General features: G+C 58.8%; 12 protein-coding genes. 9 read left to right on the plus strand and 3 right to left on the minus strand.

Features of this window, described 5'->3' with window-relative positions:
• Positions 1–176 precede the first annotated feature (176 nt).
• The 3 genes from uvrA to OSH04_RS06205 are packed head-to-tail and all read left to right on the plus strand — an operon-like array spanning position 177 to position 7625.
• Positions 177–5879 carry an excinuclease ABC subunit UvrA gene (gene uvrA / locus OSH04_RS06195; protein WP_266108119.1) on the plus strand — a complete coding sequence of 1901 codons (5703 nt, stop codon included), beginning with the start codon at positions 177–179 and terminating at the stop codon, positions 5877–5879.
• Complete coding sequence (gene pabB / locus OSH04_RS06200; RefSeq protein WP_266108120.1) at positions 5852–6964, plus strand: aminodeoxychorismate synthase component I; 1113 nt, start codon at positions 5852–5854, stop codon at positions 6962–6964. The genes uvrA and pabB overlap by 28 nt, the downstream gene beginning before the upstream one ends.
• 10 nt (positions 6965–6974) lie before the next feature.
• Positions 6975–7625 carry an aminotransferase class IV gene (locus tag OSH04_RS06205; protein WP_266108121.1) on the plus strand — a complete coding sequence of 217 codons (651 nt, stop codon included), beginning with the start codon at positions 6975–6977 and terminating at the stop codon, positions 7623–7625.
• On the opposite strand, the gene OSH04_RS06210 is transcribed toward OSH04_RS06205, so the two are convergent.
• Entirely contained in the window at positions 7602–8402 is an 801-nt protein-coding gene (locus OSH04_RS06210; protein ID WP_035271118.1) for a tRNA threonylcarbamoyladenosine dehydratase, read from the minus strand. The two genes, OSH04_RS06205 and OSH04_RS06210, sit on opposite strands and share 24 nt — an antisense overlap.
• A 252-nt stretch (positions 8403–8654) precedes the next feature.
• Here OSH04_RS06210 and OSH04_RS06215 point away from each other — a divergent pair, with 252 nt between their 5' ends.
• The 5 genes from OSH04_RS06215 (at position 8655) to purU (ending at position 12604) form a co-directional block, all read left to right on the plus strand.
• Positions 8655–9326 carry a gamma-glutamylcyclotransferase gene (locus OSH04_RS06215; protein WP_009455103.1) on the plus strand — a complete coding sequence of 224 codons (672 nt, stop codon included), beginning with the start codon at positions 8655–8657 and terminating at the stop codon, positions 9324–9326.
• A gap of 9 nt (positions 9327–9335) precedes the next feature.
• The gene (gene pdxH, locus OSH04_RS06220; RefSeq protein ID WP_266108122.1) at positions 9336–9968 is read left to right on the plus strand and encodes a pyridoxamine 5'-phosphate oxidase; all 633 of its coding nucleotides are present in this window, start codon (positions 9336–9338) and stop codon (positions 9966–9968) included.
• A gap of 39 nt (positions 9969–10007) precedes the next feature.
• A complete protein-coding gene (locus tag OSH04_RS06225; RefSeq protein ID WP_009455106.1) occupies positions 10008–10520 on the plus strand; it encodes a flavin reductase family protein in 513 nt (170 codons plus the stop codon).
• 88 nt (positions 10521–10608) lie between these two features.
• Complete coding sequence (locus OSH04_RS06230) at positions 10609–11724, plus strand: NAD(P)/FAD-dependent oxidoreductase (RefSeq protein WP_266108123.1); 1116 nt, start codon at positions 10609–10611, stop codon at positions 11722–11724.
• A gap of 25 nt (positions 11725–11749) precedes the next feature.
• Positions 11750–12604: a formyltetrahydrofolate deformylase gene (gene purU / locus OSH04_RS06235; RefSeq protein WP_164837966.1), complete on the plus strand. Its 855-nt coding sequence runs from the start codon at positions 11750–11752 to the stop codon at positions 12602–12604.
• Between the two features lie 322 nt (positions 12605–12926).
• Here the strand turns inward: purU and ggt are convergent, their stop codons facing one another.
• On the minus strand, positions 12927–14672 hold the full coding sequence (ggt, locus tag OSH04_RS06240; RefSeq protein WP_266108124.1) for a gamma-glutamyltransferase: 1746 nt from the start codon (positions 14670–14672) through the stop codon (positions 12927–12929).
• Positions 14669–15550: a LysR substrate-binding domain-containing protein gene (locus OSH04_RS06245; RefSeq protein WP_026485149.1), complete on the minus strand. Its 882-nt coding sequence runs from the start codon at positions 15548–15550 to the stop codon at positions 14669–14671. The genes ggt and OSH04_RS06245 overlap by 4 nt, the downstream gene beginning before the upstream one ends.
• A 290-nt stretch (positions 15551–15840) precedes the next feature.
• On the opposite strand from OSH04_RS06245, the gene OSH04_RS06250 reads away from it, so the two are divergent.
• Positions 15841–17034, plus strand: coding sequence for an acyl-CoA dehydrogenase (locus OSH04_RS06250; protein WP_022983442.1), 1194 nt, complete (start codon positions 15841–15843; stop codon positions 17032–17034).
• Positions 17035–17240 lie beyond the last annotated feature (206 nt).

A 17240-nucleotide genomic window follows, 5' to 3' on the forward strand; every position in this document is an offset into this window, starting at 1 on the left:
CGCAATAGCTAACCAGAAATTCTACCGTAATCCGCGTTAAGATACAAAGGCTAGAGTGTGCATCCCTGGCAACACCTTGCTGGCGTGTACCGCTCTCACTGGCGCATGGGGCCTGTTTGACAGGCCTTTTCGCTGCCGCTTCCCTACTCTGCCCTCTCCAGAAAGCCGACCTTGCCATGAGCTCAGAAATTCGCATTTTTGGCGCCCGCCAGAACACTCTGAAAAACCTGAATGTACGTATCAAAACGGGCGAGTTACTGGTTATTACCGGCGTTTCCGGCTCAGGCAAAAGTTCGCTGGCCTTTGACACTCTGTATGCAGAAGGCCAACGACGCTATGTAGAAACCTTCTCCCCCTATGCGCGCCAGTTCCTGGACCGCATGGACAAACCTCAGGTCGATCGCATTGAAGGCATTCTGCCCGCCATTGCCATTGACCAGGTGAACCCGGTGCGCAACTCGCGCAGTACCGTGGGTACCATGACGGAGCTGAACGATTACATCAAGCTGCTGTACGCCCGCTTGGGCGAGTTGTATTGTCGCCAGTGCGCCCAGCCTGTGCGCCGCGACAATGCCGACAGCATCGCCAAACAGATTCGCAAGCTGGCAGAGGACCACGATGACCCACGCCTGGTTCTGACCTTTGCCGTCAAGGTTCCGGCCAACTTCACGCAGCAAGAAATTGAAACCTTGCTGCATCAGCAGGGCTACACCCGCCTGCACCACGAAGAAACACAGACCGTCACGGCCAGCAGCAGCACGAAAAAGGGCAAAAGCAGCAAAGCCGCCCCCACGGAGCAAAAGCTTCTCTATGTGATTCAGGACCGCTTCCGTGCCAGCACGGTAGAGCCGGAACGTTTCATGGAAGCGATTGAAGCGGCCTTGCGCCACGGACAAGGCAAGTTGACGGTGTATGCTTCGGCCAGTGCCGATGGCCCGGAAACCGCCTGGCGTTTCAGCCAGGGCCTGCACTGTGCCCAGTGCGATATTGAATACAGCACGCCCGTAGCCAGCACCTTCTCCTTCAACTCGCCCCTGGGCGCGTGTGAATCCTGCCGTGGCTTTGGCCGGGTAATGGGGATTGATTACGGCCTGGTCGTTCCCGATCCCAGCAAAAGCCTGCTGGAAGGTGCGATCCGCCCTTGGCAGACAGCCAGCTACAAAGAATGTCAGGTCGAGATGGAGCGCTACGCTCCGGCAGCCGGTGTACGCCTGAGCGTGCCCTGGAAGGACTTGAGCCAGGAAGAGCGCGACTGGGTGATTAACGGCACCCCGGACTGGAAAGGCGGCAATCAGGCCTGGAAAACCCAGTGGTACGGTGCACAGCGCTTTTTCGACTGGCTGGAGTCGCGCGCCTACAAGATGCACGTGCGTGTGCTGCTGTCCAAATACCGCAGCTACAACACCTGCCCGGCCTGCGCCGGCTCGCGTCTGAAACCCGAAGCCAGCTTGTGGCGTGTGGGCGATCAAGCGGCCCCCGCCGATTCCCGCTACCCGCGTTTCATGCCCGTGCATTCAAACTGGCTGCGCGAGCAACTGGATGCCATGCCCGGCCTGAGCGTCCCGGACCTGATGCGTTTGCCCATCGAGCACGTACGCACATTTTTCCGTGGCCTGCACTTTGGCGATGCACGCGATGCGGCCATTGATCTGCTCTTGAAAGAAACCCTGTCCCGCCTGGATTATCTGTGCGATGTGGGCCTGTCCTATTTGTCGCTGGACCGCCAAAGCCGCACCCTGTCTGGCGGTGAAGTGCAGCGTATCAACCTGACCACGGCACTGGGCACCTCGCTGGTGAACACCCTGTTCGTGCTGGACGAGCCCTCGATTGGCCTGCACCCACGCGATATGCACCGCATTATTGAAGTGATGCATCGTCTGCGCGGCAATGGCAACACCCTGGTGGTGGTCGAGCACGACCCGCAAGTGATGGTGGCCGCCGACCGTATTCTGGACATGGGCCCCGGCCCTGGCGAGCGTGGCGGTCAGATTCTGTTTGATGGTTCGCCCCAAGCCTTGCGCGGTGCAGAAACGCTGACAGGCCGCTACCTGAGTGGCGAGCTGAGCATCGAATCACCCCGCCCCATGCCTGTGGCCGACAACACCCCGCGCCTGCTGCTGGAAGACGTAAGCGCACACAATCTGCGTCATATCTCCGTGTCCATTCCGCTGGGCCGTCTGGTCTGCGTGACCGGTGTTTCCGGCTCGGGCAAATCCACGCTGATCCAGGACGTGCTCTACCCGGCCATCCTGAAACAGCAAGGCAAGCCGACGGAAGCCCCTGGCCCTTACGGTGCCTTGCTGGGCGCCGAGCAAATTGCCGAAGTAGTGATGGTGGACCAGACGCCTATCGGCAAAACGGCCCGCTCCAACCCGGCCAGTTATGTCGGTGCCTTTGACCCTATCCGCAAGCTGTTTGCCCAGGCCCCGCTATCCAAAGAACGCAGTTACACGCCCGGCACCTTCAGCTTCAATAGTGGCGATGGCCGCTGCCCGACTTGCGGCGGTACGGGCTTTGAGCATATCGAAATGCAGTTCCTGTCGGACGTGTACCTGCGCTGCCCGGATTGCGATGGCAAGCGCTTCCGCCCCGAAGTGCTGGAAGTGCGTATCGAACACTTTGGTCGCAGCGCCTCGATTGACGAGGTACTGGACATGACCGTACATCAGGCCATGGAGTTCTTTGAAGGCCTGCGCGATGTGCAAACCGGCCTGGCACCCCTGGCCGATGTGGGCCTGGATTACCTGAAACTGGGCCAACCTGTGCCTACGCTCTCGGGCGGTGAGGCACAACGCTTGAAACTGGCGGCTTATCTGGCCCAGGCTTCGCGCACCCGTCTAAGCCAGGTGAAGGTCGCCAAGAAAGGCAATCTGTTCCTGTTCGACGAGCCCACCACCGGCCTGCACTTTGACGATATTGCCCGCCTGATGCGCGCCTTCCGCAAGCTGCTGGCCGCTGGTCACAGCCTGCTGATTATTGAGCACAATCTGGACCTGATCCGCGCGGCAGACTGGATTATTGATCTGGGCCCCGAAGGCGGCGAACATGGCGGCCAATTGCTGGGCACGGGTACGCCTGGCGACATCATGGCGCTGGAGCAATCGCACACCGGCCATGCCCTGAAAGAATACGAACAAGCCATTCTGGGTAAAGGCTCGGCCCTGTTCCAGGAACCCGAGGTAGATTACAAGGCCAGCTCGGGCGGCAGCAACGATGGCCAGATCGCCATCCTGAATGCACGCGAACACAACCTGAAGAACATCTCGGTGCGCATTCCGCACAACACCTTCACCGTCGTGACGGGTGTCTCCGGTTCGGGCAAATCCACCCTGGCCTTCGACATTCTGTTTAACGAAGGTCAACGCCGCTACCTGGAATCCCTGAACGCCTACGCCCGCGCGATTGTGCAACCCGCCGGTCAGCCCGATGTGGACGCAATCTACGGTATTCCACCTACCGTTGCCATTGAGCAGCGCACCAGCCGTGGGGGTCGCAAATCCACCGTGGCCACCATGACGGAAATCCACCATTTCCTGCGCTTGCTGTATGTGAAGCTGGCCACCCAATACTGCCCGGACTGCCATGTGCCTGTGGCCCCGCAAACGGCCGAGCAAATCGCCGCGCAATTGCTGCGTGATCATAAGGGTGAGCATATTGGTTTGCTGGCTCCCCTGGTCACCGCTCGCAAGGGCTACTACACCGACCTGGCCAAATGGGCGCAGGGCAAGGGCTATACCCATTTGCGCGTGGATGGCGAGTTCATCCCCGTCAACCCTTGGCCGCGCCTGGACCGTTACAGCGAACACACGCTGGAACTGCCGGTAGCCGACCTGATTATTGACCCTCGCCACGAACTGCAACTGCGCCAAGCCATACGCGAGGCGCTGGAGCTGGGTCACGGCTCCTTCAGTGTGCTGGCCCCCCTGACGCCATCGGGTTCCATGTCGCTGGAGCAACGCCGACAAGGTCAACCGCTGTCCACGGCCAGCCAGCAACACTTCTCCGTCAAGCGGGCTTGCCCGTGCTGCGGCACCAGCTTCCCCGAGCCGGACCCGCGCATGTTCTCCTACAACTCCAAGCACGGCTGGTGCAAGGACTGCTTTGGTACGGGCTTGAAGCTGACCGGCTTCGACCAGGAACAAACGGGCGAAGAGAACAGCTGGAATAACGGCTACGAAGGCGAAGCCGTGGAATGCCCAAGCTGTCACGGCCAACGTTTGAACCCGGTCTCTCTGGCTTTTGAATGGCGCGACCAATCCATTGCCAAGCTGGCCGGTTTGCCCGTGGATGAAGCGCAGACCTTTTTTGGCAACCTGAACATGAGTGGCCGCGAGGCCGATATTGCGCGCGACATTCTGAACGAAATCCGCAGCCGTCTGGACTTCATGCACGAAGTGGGCCTGGGATATCTGGCGCTGGATCGTGCCGCCCCCACCTTGTCGGGTGGGGAAGCCCAGCGTATCCGTCTGGCGGCCCAGTTAGGCTCAAACCTGCAGGGCGTGTGCTATGTGCTGGATGAACCCACGATCGGTCTGCACCCGCGCGACAACCAGATTCTGCTGAACGCCATGGCGCGTCTAGAAGGCAACGGCAATACGCTGGTGGTTGTCGAGCACGATGAAGACACCATACGCCGTGCCCAGCACATTATTGATATGGGCCCCGGTGCGGGCAAACGCGGCGGTGAAGTCATCGCGCAGGGCACACTGGCAGAAATCGAGGCCAACCCCAATTCGCTGACTGGCCGCTATCTGCGCGAGCCGCTCAAGCACCCCATGCAGGCACGCCGTCCCGTCCAGGCCGATGCACCCATGCTGACGGTGCACGATGCCAGCCTGCATAACCTGAACAAGGTCCAGGCCGGTATTCCGCTGGGCAAGCTCAGTCTGGTGACGGGCGTGTCAGGCTCCGGCAAATCCACCTTTGCCCGCGATGTGCTGCTGGATAATTTGCAGCGCGTGGTCGGCAGCAAAGAAAAACCGGTGTGGCAGGGTTGTTCCAGCATCAGCGGCTGGGAAAGCCTGGACCGCGTGCTGGAAGTAGACCAGACCCCCATTGGCAAAACCCCCCGCTCCTGCCCGGCCACCTATATCGGCTTCTGGGACGAGGTGCGCAAACTGTTTGCCAACACCAACGATGCCCGCCTGCGCGGCTGGAGCGCCTCACGCTTCTCCTTCAATACCGGCGATGGCCGTTGCCCCTTGTGCGAAGGCCAAGGCATGCGCACCCTGGAAATGAGCTTCCTGCCGGACGTGAAGGTGCCTTGTGACGCCTGCCACGGCCAGCGCTTCAATCCGGAAACCCTGGCGGTGACCTGGCGCGACGTCTCCGCCGGTCAGCTTTTGCAAATGGATGTAGACGAAGCGGTTGAATACTTTGCCGCACATCCTAAAATATTGCGCCCCCTGCAGCTGATGCAAAGCGTGGGCCTGGGTTATCTGACCCTGGGCCAACCCTCCCCCACCCTGTCCGGTGGCGAGGCGCAGCGCGTCAAGCTGGTCAGCGAACTGGTCAAGGCCCGTCTGGACGAAGGTCTGACTCGCACAGGCCGCGCCTACAAGGCTCCGCACACCTTGTACGTGCTGGACGAACCCAGCGTAGGCCTGTCCATGGCGGATGTGGAAAAGCTGATTGTGGTGCTGCACCGACTGGTCGATGCCGGTCATACCGTGCTGGTGATTGAACATAATCTGGATTTGATTGCCGAAGCAGACTGGATTGTCGATCTGGGCCCCGAAGGCGGCTCAGGCGGCGGCAGGCTAGTGGAGCAAGGCACGCCGGATCAAGTACAAGCCAACCATGCCTCGCATACCGGCATGGCCCTGGCGGAATTTTTAAAGGAACACGGCGCATGTATGGCCGATTTGAAGACAGACTAAAAGGCTATGCGCTGGAAATGCAGGGCTACCTGGGCCATATCCAGGCTCGTAGCCCTGAGGACTTAAGTACTGCTTTTGAAAAAATCGAACAGGCTCGCCAAGCCGGCCACTGGGTGGCCCTGGCACTGGACTACGAACTGGCCGAGTTGTTCGAACCCCGTCTGTCTGCGCGTGATGCAGCGTCCCATGCGCCCCTGAATGCGCTGGTGTTTGAGCAGGCGCAGGAAGTGGCTTTATGGGATAGTCAGGCAAAGCCCGAATTGAAGGTCAGCCTTCAAATCAGTCAGAAAGACTATCGGGATGCGCTGGCCCAGGTTCAGCAAGGTTTGCAGGCCGGGGATTTTTACCAGATCAACTACACCATGCCCCTGTGCATTCAATCCGGCATGGCACCGCGTGATCTCTATACCGCACTGGCCAGCCGCCACCCTGTAGCCTACGGTGCTTATCTGGATCTGGGTGATCGTCATATCCTGTCGCTGTCACCCGAGCTGTTTCTGGAAAAACGTGGCAACACTGTGCGGACCCGCCCCATGAAAGGCACCCGCCCGCGCGATACCGACCCTGTTCAAGATCAGAAAAACGCCCAGGAGCTGCAAAGCAGCCTGAAAGACCGGGCCGAAAACCTGATGATTGTGGATTTGCTACGCAACGATCTGGGCCAGGTGGCCCGCACCGGCACCGTGCAAACCACCAGTCTGTTCGATGTAGAGCAATACGCTTCCGTCTGGACCATGACTTCCAGCATCCAGGCCGAGGTAGACCCGGACTGCAGCCTGCAGACCCTGCTACGCGCCCTGTTTCCCTGTGGTTCGATTACCGGCGCCCCCAAGCTGGCCGCCATGCAATGCATACGCCAACTGGAAACGCAGCGACGCGGTATTTACTGCGGCTCGGTGGGGTATCTCAGCCCCCAGGGCGACTTGTCCCTGAATGTCAGCATCCGCAGTCTGGAGCTGAACAATCATGGTCAAGGAACATTTGGCGTGGGCGGTGGCATTGTGCTGGACTCGGACCCGGACCAGGAATGGTTGGAGTGCTTGTGGAAAGCACGTGTCTTGCAGGCCCCTGTAACACTGACTTAAAGGCAGCATCATGAGCCAAAGCAAACCTGAATTGATAGAAACCTTGCGGGTAGACGCGGACGGCCAGATCCCCCTGCTGGAACTGCATCTGGAGCGCGTGGCACGCAGCTGCACGGAACTGGGCTACGACTGGGATGCACAAACCTGGTTGCAGGCCATGCATACCGCGTTGGGCCAGGCCCCGGTCAACACTCCCTTGCGACTACGTATCTTGTGGGGTGCCGACGCCAGCGCCCAGGCACAGGCGAACGCACTGCCAGCACTGGAAGGCCCCTTACAGCTATGCCTGTCCCGCACACCCCTGCCCGCTCAGGACCCGCTGCTCTCGCACAAGACGACGCATCGCCCCTGGTATCAAGAGGCCAGCGCCCTGCTGGAAAAGCATCCCCAAATCTTTGATGTGATCTATCTGGATACACAGAACCGGGTTTGTGAAGGCAGTCGCAGCAATATTTATATTCAGGACGAACAGGGCCAGTGGTGGACACCGCCCGCCCAAGGCTGGCTCTTGCCCGGCGTGCAACGGCAGGCGCTTCTCAATAGCAAGCTGGTTCGTGAAACCGAAATTTCCCTGGAGGATTTACTGAACGCCAAGGCAATCCGAGTCTCGAATGCCTTGCGTGGCTGGCAGGACGCCTTACTGGTTCAGTATCCGGTTTAAGGCGTAGTCGGCGGCCTGCATGCCCATGCTGGCCGTCACAGTGACCCCGGAGCCATAACCCGCGCAGGCCAGTCCTTGCAGCGCACCGTCTTCAGCCTGGGTCCAGTTCTGTGGCAGACGCGTTTCCTGCTCGAACCACAGGCAATCCACTCCCATGCGAGGCACACGCTTCAAGGCGCGGCCCTGAGCATCGCTGCCACGCGCAAAGCCATGCTGCTTGCGCAGGATCTGGCGCAGCTTGCCCAGCAAGGCATCATGGCGTGCTACCGACAAGTCTCCCCGGCGCAACGTCAGCGGGTCGGTTTTGCCTCCTGCCCCGCCGCAGCTCAGCAGGGGCACCTTGCAGCGCCTGGCCTGCAAGATCAGAGCAATCTTGGCACTAGCCTGGTCAGTGCAATCCAGAAACACGTCGGGACGCTGCTCCATCAGGCTGGCCGCATTATCCTCGGTGACAAAATCTTCAATCAGCTGCAGCTGGCACTGAGGATTGATCTGCGCAATGCGCTGGGCCATGGCTTCAATCTTGGCCATGCCCAAGGTGCTGTCCAGAGCAGGCAGTTGGCGGTTGATATTCGATTCAGCAATATTATCCAGATCAATCAGGGTAATTCGGCCTACGGCCGAACGGGCCAGCGCTTCCACCGCCCAGGTTCCCACGCCCCCGATACCCGCCACCATCACATGGGCGGCCGCCAGACGCTCTCGCGCTCCGGCTCCATACAAACGATCCAAACCGCCGAAACGGCGTTCGGCATCCATGTTGTGCTGCTCTGTCATGCAATCTGTCCATCACCGGCCCATGCGGCCAAACCCGTTAATTCTACGTCTAATTGCCCCTGACCAGCCTGCGAAACGGGCCTTATGCCCTGATGGCTTGACTGTGCCCTGCCAAATAGCAACACTCATATAAGCAAATTAGTATTTTTCCTTAGTTATCAGCATCAAAGCCCGCTACAGTGGACTGTGCTTGCTCTACAATTGTCATAGGTTTCAAGCATCTGTGATTTTGGCTTACCTCCCCTTTTTGCCGTGAACATCGATTCTATTTCCGCCTCGCCTTCCGCCGTACCCACACCGTGCAGCTTTCGTGTCCTGACTGACGAAGAGCGCAACGCCTCTTTGCGTCAATCCCTGGAAGAGGTGCAGTGGTGTGAAAAACAAGACCTGTGGGTCTATGGTTACGGCTCTCTGATCTGGCGTCCCGATTTTGAATTTGCCGAGCAGCGCCAAGCCTTGCTGCGCGGTTACCATCGGGCGCTGTGCTTGTGGTCACGTATCAACCGCGGTACGCCCGAGCAGCCCGGTCTGGTTTTCGGGCTGGATGTAGGCGGTTCTTGCCGGGGCATGGCCTTTCGTATTCCCGCCGAAAGCGTCCCCAAGGTATTCGATGCCCTATGGCTGCGCGAAATGCCCAGCGGTGCCTATATTCCTCGCTGGTTGCGCTGCCGCACCAGCCAGGGCGATATTCGTGCCCTGGTCTTTACCATGAACCGCAAGACCGACGCCTACGTCCCCCGTATGCCGGACGAACAGTTGCGACAAGTGGTGTACTCGGCCCAGGGAACCAACGGCCCTTGCATCGAATACGTCATGGAAACCGCCTCGGCGCTGCAACGCTCTAAAATTCTGGATAAACGCCTGCAATCAGTGGTTCAATTACTACAGAGCCAGACTGCACTGCTTAATCCTCAACAAGCCTAAGAGCGCCCCATGTCCCTTGCCGATTTGCGTAACGAATACGAACGCTTTTCCCTGAGCGAAAACGAACTCTGTGCCGATCCTCGCCAGCAATTCCAACGCTGGCTGGATCAGGCGATTGAGCTGAAAGAAGTCGAACCCACGGCGATGACGCTGGCCACCGTGAACCCCGAAGGCCGCCCATCGGCGCGCATTGTTCTGCTCAAGGGTTACGACGAACAAGGCCTGGTGTTCTTCACGAATTACCAATCTCGCAAGGGTACGGACCTGGACCATAACCCTTGGGCCAGCCTGTCCTTTTTCTGGGCCTCCATGCAGCGCCAGGTGCGCTATGAAGGCCGCATCAGCCGCATCAGCGCGGCCGAATCCGACGAATACTTTCACAGCCGTCCTCTGGGCTCTCGCATTGGGGCCTGGGCCTCGCCGCAAAGCCAACCCATCAGCCGCACAGAGCTGGATGCCCGTGCCAAGCAGTACACTGAAAGCTTAGGTGAACATCCCGCCCGCCCTGAACACTGGGGTGGCTTCCGACTGACTCCAGACCATGTCGAATTCTGGCAAGGCCGTGCCTCGCGCCTGCACGACAGGCTGGTGTTCGACCGCAAGGACACATCTGACTGGCAGGTGAGCCGACTGGCTCCTTAAGCCGTTCCCTTGGGGACGCCTGCCCTCAGCATTGATGCAATGACTGTTTTTTCTTCTACCTTCGATAGCGACTTCTTCCGTTCGGCACTGGGCCGTTTCGCCACTGGCGTGACGGTCGTGACCGGTGCCAACAAAGACCACCCGGATCAGGCCATTGGCCTGACCGTCAGCTCCTTTAACTCTGTTTCCCTGGACCCACCTCTGGTGCTGTGGTCGCTGGCCAAGCGCTCCCAGTCCCTGCCACACTTTGTGGACGGCCAGGGCTACGTGATTCACGTTTTGGGAGCCAGTCAGCTATCGCTGGCCAAGCGCTTTGCCTGGGGCGATCAGGCCGAGCGTTTTCGCGATCACCCCATCAAGCGTTCCCCGCACGGCTTGCTCATGCTGGACGACGAGCGCTGCAGTGCCTGGTTCGAGTGCAAGCCTTATGCCGTGCATGAGGCAGGCGATCACCTGATCTTTATCGGTGAAGTCACCCACTGCGAACGCAGCGCCCATCAGCCCCTGATCTACCATGCGGGCGACTTTGACCTGACTCCTTCCCTGGCGTGACGGGGTGTTGCAACGCAGCCCTGACGACGACAGCATGGCGGGAGTACACTACGCCTTTTGCTCCAACGCGCCAATAAGGTCCTGATTCATGGCAAACGATGTCGATTGCATAGTGCTGGGAGCGGGAGTCGTAGGTTTGGCCTGCGCCCGACAAATGGCCCAGCAAGGCATGGAGGTTCTGCTGATCGAGCAAACCGCCAGCATTGGCAATGGCGTCAGTTCCCGCAATTCAGAGGTCATACACGCAGGCATTTACTACACACCGGGCAGCCTGAAGGCCCGCCTGTGTGTAGAAGGCAAAGCCCGGCTGTATGACTACTGCCAGGAACACCATGTCGACCATGCCCGTTGTGGCAAGCTGATTGTGGCGACTACACCTGAACAGGAAGCAGACCTGCTGAAATTACAGGCCCAGGCGCGGGCTTGTGGCGTAGACGATTTGCAGTGGCTTAATGCCGCCCAGGCCCAGGCTCTGGAGCTGGCCTTGAACTGCAGCGCCGCCCTGCTCTCTCCTTCCACCGGCATTGTAGATACCCATGCCTTGATGCTGGCCTTGCAAGGCGATGCGGAGAACCACGGTGCCCAACTGGTCTTCAATACGCCCTTTGTCAGTGCGCGTGTCCTGCCCGGACAAGGTTTTGAAGTGCATGTGGGTGGCGCAGAAGCGTTCAGCCTGACAAGCACCCATCTGATCAATGCGGCTGGTTTGGGCGCGGTCGCCGCCGCACGCCAGATCGAGGGGCTGGATGCCAGCCATATCCCGCATGCCTATCTGTGCAAAGGCAGCTATTTCTCTTTGGCGGGTCGCTCGCCCTTCAAGCACCTGATCTACCCCATGCCCAATAAAGCCGGGCTGGGTGTGCATCTGACGCTGGATCTGGCCGGTCAAGCCCGCTTTGGCCCGGACACCGAATGGGTACAGGACGAGAACTACGATATGGACCCGCAGCGGGGCCAATCTTTTTACGCGGCCGTGCGCGAGTACTGGCCCGCTTTGCCTGATAACAGCCTGAACCCCGCCTATAGCGGTATCCGGCCTAAAATTGTGCCCGCAGGCCATGCGGCAGCCGACTTTGTCTTTTCGGGTCCCGCCGAGCACGGCATACCCGGACTGCTGAATCTGTTCGGCATCGAATCCCCCGGCCTGACCGCGTGTTTAGCGATTGCACAACACAGCCAAGAAACCCTGGCCCAGGCAGCTTAAAAACTTTTCTGAAATCTTTACAATACTGTCGATGAACGATTACATCTTGACCCTATCCTGCCCGGATCGTACCGGCATTGTCCACAGCGTATCGGGCTGGCTGCTTGAGCAGAACGGCAACATTCTTGAGGCACAGCAGTTCGGCGACGCCGCCACCAACCGCTTTTTCCTGCGCATCCAGTTTTCCCTGCCCGAAAAGCAGGACGTCAATGCGCTGCAAACCAGCTTCGCACCCATTGCTGAAAAATTCAGCATGGACGCCAATATTTATGACGCCCAGCGTAAAGCCCGCCTGCTGATCCTGGTCAGCCGCCAAGGCCACTGCCTGAACGATCTGCTGTTCCGCGCCCATAGCGGCCAACTGCCGGTGGAAATTGCTGCCGTTGCCTCCAACCATACCGACCACGCCGGTCTGGCTTCTTCTTATGGCATCCCTTTCCATCACCTGCCCGTGACACCGGAAACCCGCCCCGAGCAAGAGCAGCAAATCATCGACCTGGCTCGTGACCTGAAGATTGATCTGGTTGTGCTGGCCCGCTACATGCAGATTCTGTCCACCAATCTGTGCCAATCCCTGTCTGGCCGCGCCATCAATATTCACCACAGCTTCCTGCCCAGCTTCAAGGGCGCACGCCCCTACCATCAGGCACATGCTCGCGGTGTGAAGATTATTGGTGCTACCGCCCACTACGTAACGGCTGACCTGGACGAAGGCCCGATCATCGAGCAGGACGTGGAACACGTGACCCACTCGGTCAGCCCAGCCGAACTGACCCAGATCGGTAGCGATGTGGAGTCTCTGGTTCTGGCCCGTGCAGTACGTGCCCACGTAGAGCACCGCATCTTGCTGAACGATCAGCGCACGGTGGTATTCCGCTAAGCAGCGAGATCAGACCGGACTTAAGAGACTGAAAAAAAGCCCTCAATGCTATGGATATAGATCCACGCATTGAGGGCTTCTTACTGGTCACCCATTTTTTCAGAAGCCAGACGATTTGTGCCTGCTAGCTACTTGGCAATTAGCTCTACCAGCCTCTGGCAACGATCGACTGCTGTCTCTGCCAATCTCTGACGAGTATCTGCTTCAAATCGCCAACAGCCTCTCCCGAATACTGACTGCTTACCCAAGTCCGCCATGCGCTTGCAGCATGTCTCGTCGGCAAGACCCATGTTTACCTCGGGTACACGGCTACAAGCTCTGCTTATTGCCCTAACGCCAACCCTTCACGCCGAGGGTCTACCCCCGCTTCCAGTCCCTCCTGAGTCCAGCGAATCACATGCGTACCGCTAGGAAAAGGCTGCTCACGCACCTCGTGCCCCATTGCCCTCAAGGCCTGCGCCTGTTCCGTCACCGTAGTCCCAGCTTCCAGCTCAGTCGCCCAATTGCGGCTGCCGTAGTGGGGCAGGCTGACTGCCTGTTGAGCATCCAGATTCCACATCAACATGCCGGTCAGGGCTTGAGCCACATAAGGAATAATGGCACTGCCACCGGGTGAGCCCAGGGCAATGACAGGACGGCCATCCTGCATCACCATCATCGGTGCCATGGAACTGCGTGGACGCTTGCCGGGCTCCACCCGATTCACGGACAGGCGTCCCATTTCGTCTTTGGGGCTCAAGGCAAAGTCAGTCAGCTGATTGTTCATCAAGAAACCATGCACCATGATCTTGCTACCAAAAGCTGACTCGACCGAAGTGGTCATGGACACCACTTGCCCCTTGGCATCCGCCACGGACAAATGCGTCGTGGAAGGCAGCTCGGGCGTGTTGTCGCTGGCAGCCTGTGAGTCGGCCAAGGGCTTACCCGGTTGAGCGTGTCCCATGGATCGGTCTGGCTGAATCAAGGCAGCGCGGGATTTCAGATACTCCGGAGCCAGCAAAGCCTGCTGAGGGACAGACACAAATGCCGGATCGGCCACCCAGGCATCCCGATCCGCGAAGGCCAAACGCCCCGCTTCAGAGAAATAGTGAATCGCTTCCACAGATTGCGGCTTCGCCGCAGCAATGGGCGTGTGCTGCAAGATACCCAGCATCTGCATCACACTGATAGCCCCGGAACTGGGCGGTGCCATGCCACAGAGAGCCACTTGCTGCCAGTCCATACAGAGGGGTTCACGACGCAAGGCGCGGTACTGCGTCAAGTCAGACACGGCCAGATCACCCGCAATGGGATCGGCAGCGACGGCAGCCACCATATCCTGGGCAAGTTCACCTTGATAAAAAGCCTGTGCACCCTGCCTGGCCAACAAGCGCAGCACCTGCGCATATTCCTTGTTCTGCAAACGATGACCAACTGGCCAGGGCTTGCCTTGCTCGTCCAGAAAATAGGCACGTGTAGCCGCCTTGTCAGCCAGTTCAGGATTATCGGCAATCAAGGTATTCAAGCGTGGGCTGACTTCAAAACCGACCTCGGCAAGCTCAATCGCCGGGTCAAACAAATTCGCCCACGGCAGCACGCCACCGTCTTTATGCATCAAATCCAGGGCACGCAACAAACCCGGTACGCCTACCGAGCGACCACTATTGACCGCCTGCTTGAAGGACATGGTTTTACCGTCCAGCTCGAAGCGATCCAGACTGCTGGCTGCGGGCACCGTTTCCCGTCCGTCATAGCTCATCAGGCCGGTCTTGGGCTGGAACATCAGCAAGAAGCCACCACCGCCAATGCCGGAAGACTGTGGTTCCACCAGCCCCAGAACCAACTGAGCCGCAATAGCCGCATCCACCGCACTGCCTCCCTGATCCAGGATGCGCAAACCCGCTTGTGTCGCCAAAGGATGTGCCGTCACCACCATGCTTTTCTGGGTGACAAGCTTGTCACGCTGCATGACACTGCTGGCGGTTTCCGGGTTCAAATGCTGGTTGGCTGCTTCCCGAGCGTGCGCAGGTAGCGCCAGAGCCAAGGTCAAGGCAGCCGACAACAGAGCCGGTTTCCAGTGCAATCTCATGTGTTCTCCTTTTGGTCCTCAAGCAGCCATTGTTCCAGCAAAAGCACCGCTTCGCTGGGCTCATTGGCCGTGGGATAACTAAAAAAATAGGCCTCACTGACAGGCATGGCATGGTCCAGCGGCATGATCAGCTCGCCCTGCTCCAGCGCCTGTTGCACCAGAAAACGCGGCATCAAGGCCACGCCCATGTCAGCATGCAATGCCGCCATCACCAGGCTGAACAGCTCGTAACGCGGGCCGGAACTGACACGCAAATCAGGCTCCAGACCGGCAGATCGATACCAGTCCGACCAGCTATCGGGGCGAGTGGACATATGCAGGTGAACCAGCTTTTGCCAATCGCCACTGGCGGCCAGCTTGGGCGAGCAGACCGGCACCAGTTCGCCTTCGTCAAACAGCTTGATCCCTTCAGTTTGCGGCCACAACTGCCGTCCATGATAAATGGCAGCATCAAAGGGGTGGTCGCCAAACTGAAACGGAGTGGTACGCACGGACAGGCTGACGGTGATATCCGGATAGCGCTGGGAGAAACGGGCCAGACGCGGCATCAACCACACGGTCGACAAGGTAGGCAACACGGCCAGATGGATGCTGCGGCCCACACCGGCGCGTGCAATCAGGCTGAAAGTATCCTTGCCGATTTGCTCCAGATGGTGACGGATGCGAGCAGCATAATCGCGCCCTGCCGGAGTCAACACCAGACGCCGCCGCACCCGTGTCAGCAAGGTCACGCCCAGACGTTGTTCCAGGCCGCTAACCTGCCGGTACACCGCGCTATGCGTCAAGGACAGTTCCTCGGCCGCACGGGAAAAAGTCCCCAAGCGGGCCGTGGCCTCAAAGGCCTGTAATGCGCCCAAACTGGGTACGCCTTGTCTCATAGCTCTTCCTCTTAATCATGCCGCCTCAGCCCTCCTCATTCAGTGCAGAGCCGGATCGTTACGCCAGAACACGACATTGTGCAATTTTATCAATTGCCTTGTGCGCTTTATGCACACTATGCTGAGACTTTATATTGATCTCGCTGATCCACAGCCACCTGAAGATGCGCTTGCTGCTCATAGTGGCGACTGTCAGCGATACTGAAGCAGCTCTTTTCTATTTTCCAGACTGATGGCGCCCATCCAGGCTCCACCTGACTGACCCTCTTTGATCTTCCCGGAGTACCTCTATGTCTGCCAATCCCTCTTTCCATTGGGACGACCCCCTGCTGTTGAATCAGCAGTTGAGCGATGAAGAGCGCATGGTGCGCGATGCCGCCCACGCCTATGCACAGGAAAAGCTGCTGCCACGCGTACTGGAGGCCTTTCGCCACGAACAGACTGACCCCGCCATCTTTGCCGAGATGGGCTCGCTGGGCCTGTTGGGGGCCACCATTCCCGAAGCCTACGGTGGCGCTGGTCTGAACTATGTCAGCTATGGTTTGATCGCCCGCGAAGTGGAGCGTGTGGATTCAGGCTACCGCTCCATGATGAGCGTGCAATCCTCTCTGGTCATGGTGCCGATTTTTGAATTTGGCAGCGAAGAACAAAAACAGAAATATCTGCCCAAGCTGGCCAGCGGCCAATGGATTGGCTGCTTTGGCCTGACTGAACCCAATCATGGCTCGGACCCCGGCGCCATGGAAAGCCGCGCTGTAAAAGTGGACGGTGGCTATCGTCTGAGCGGCAACAAGACCTGGATTACCAACTCCCCCATCGCCGATGTGCTGGTGGTCTGGGCCAAAGTCGTGGGTGGTGACGACGACGGCAAGATCCGCGGCTTCATTCTGGAAAAAGGCATGAAAGGTCTGTCCACCCCGGCCATTCACGGCAAAGTAGGCTTGCGTGCTTCCCTGACCGGCGAAATCGTCATGGCCGATGTGGAGATTGCAGACAGCCAGATGCTGCCCCATGTCTCGGGTTTGCGTGGCCCTTTCACCTGCCTGAACTCGGCCCGCTTCGGGATTGCCTGGGGTGCCTTGGGCGCCGCCGAATCCTGCTGGCATACCGCCCGCCAGTACACCCTGGACCGCAAGCAGTTTGGTCGCCCCTTGGCGGCCAATCAACTGATCCAGAAAAAACTGGCTGATATGCAGACCGAAATTACACTGGCGCTGCAAGGCTGCCTGCGTCTGGGACGCATGAAAGACGAAGGCACAGCGGCGGTCGAAATCACCTCCATCATGAAGCGCAACTCCTGCGGCAAGGCACTGGATATTGCCCGACTGGCACGCGACATGCTGGGAGGTAATGGTATCTCTGACGAGTTCGGTATTGCTCGCCACCTGGTCAATCTGGAAGTGGTGAACACCTACGAAGGCACCCACGACGTACATGCCCTGATTCTGGGACGCGCACAAACCGGGATTCAGGCTTTCTTCTAAAGCAAACCAAACAGGGCAAAGCCAAAGGCTTTGCCCTTGTCCGTTTCAACCGGAACAAACTGGTGAATTACATGCCGTAAGGGGACTTCTCTCCCGTCTGCATTTACGGTTTTTACTGCCGAGAGACTCGAGGTAAACAGTATCCCTTCATAAGCAGCGGGCAAAAAGCCTGGAATGAAGGTTCTTTCCAGTCGCAGGGCCGTCTC

This window comes from Alcaligenes nematophilus (assembly GCF_026344155.1).
Lineage (GTDB): Bacteria > Pseudomonadota > Gammaproteobacteria > Burkholderiales > Burkholderiaceae_B > Alcaligenes > Alcaligenes phenolicus.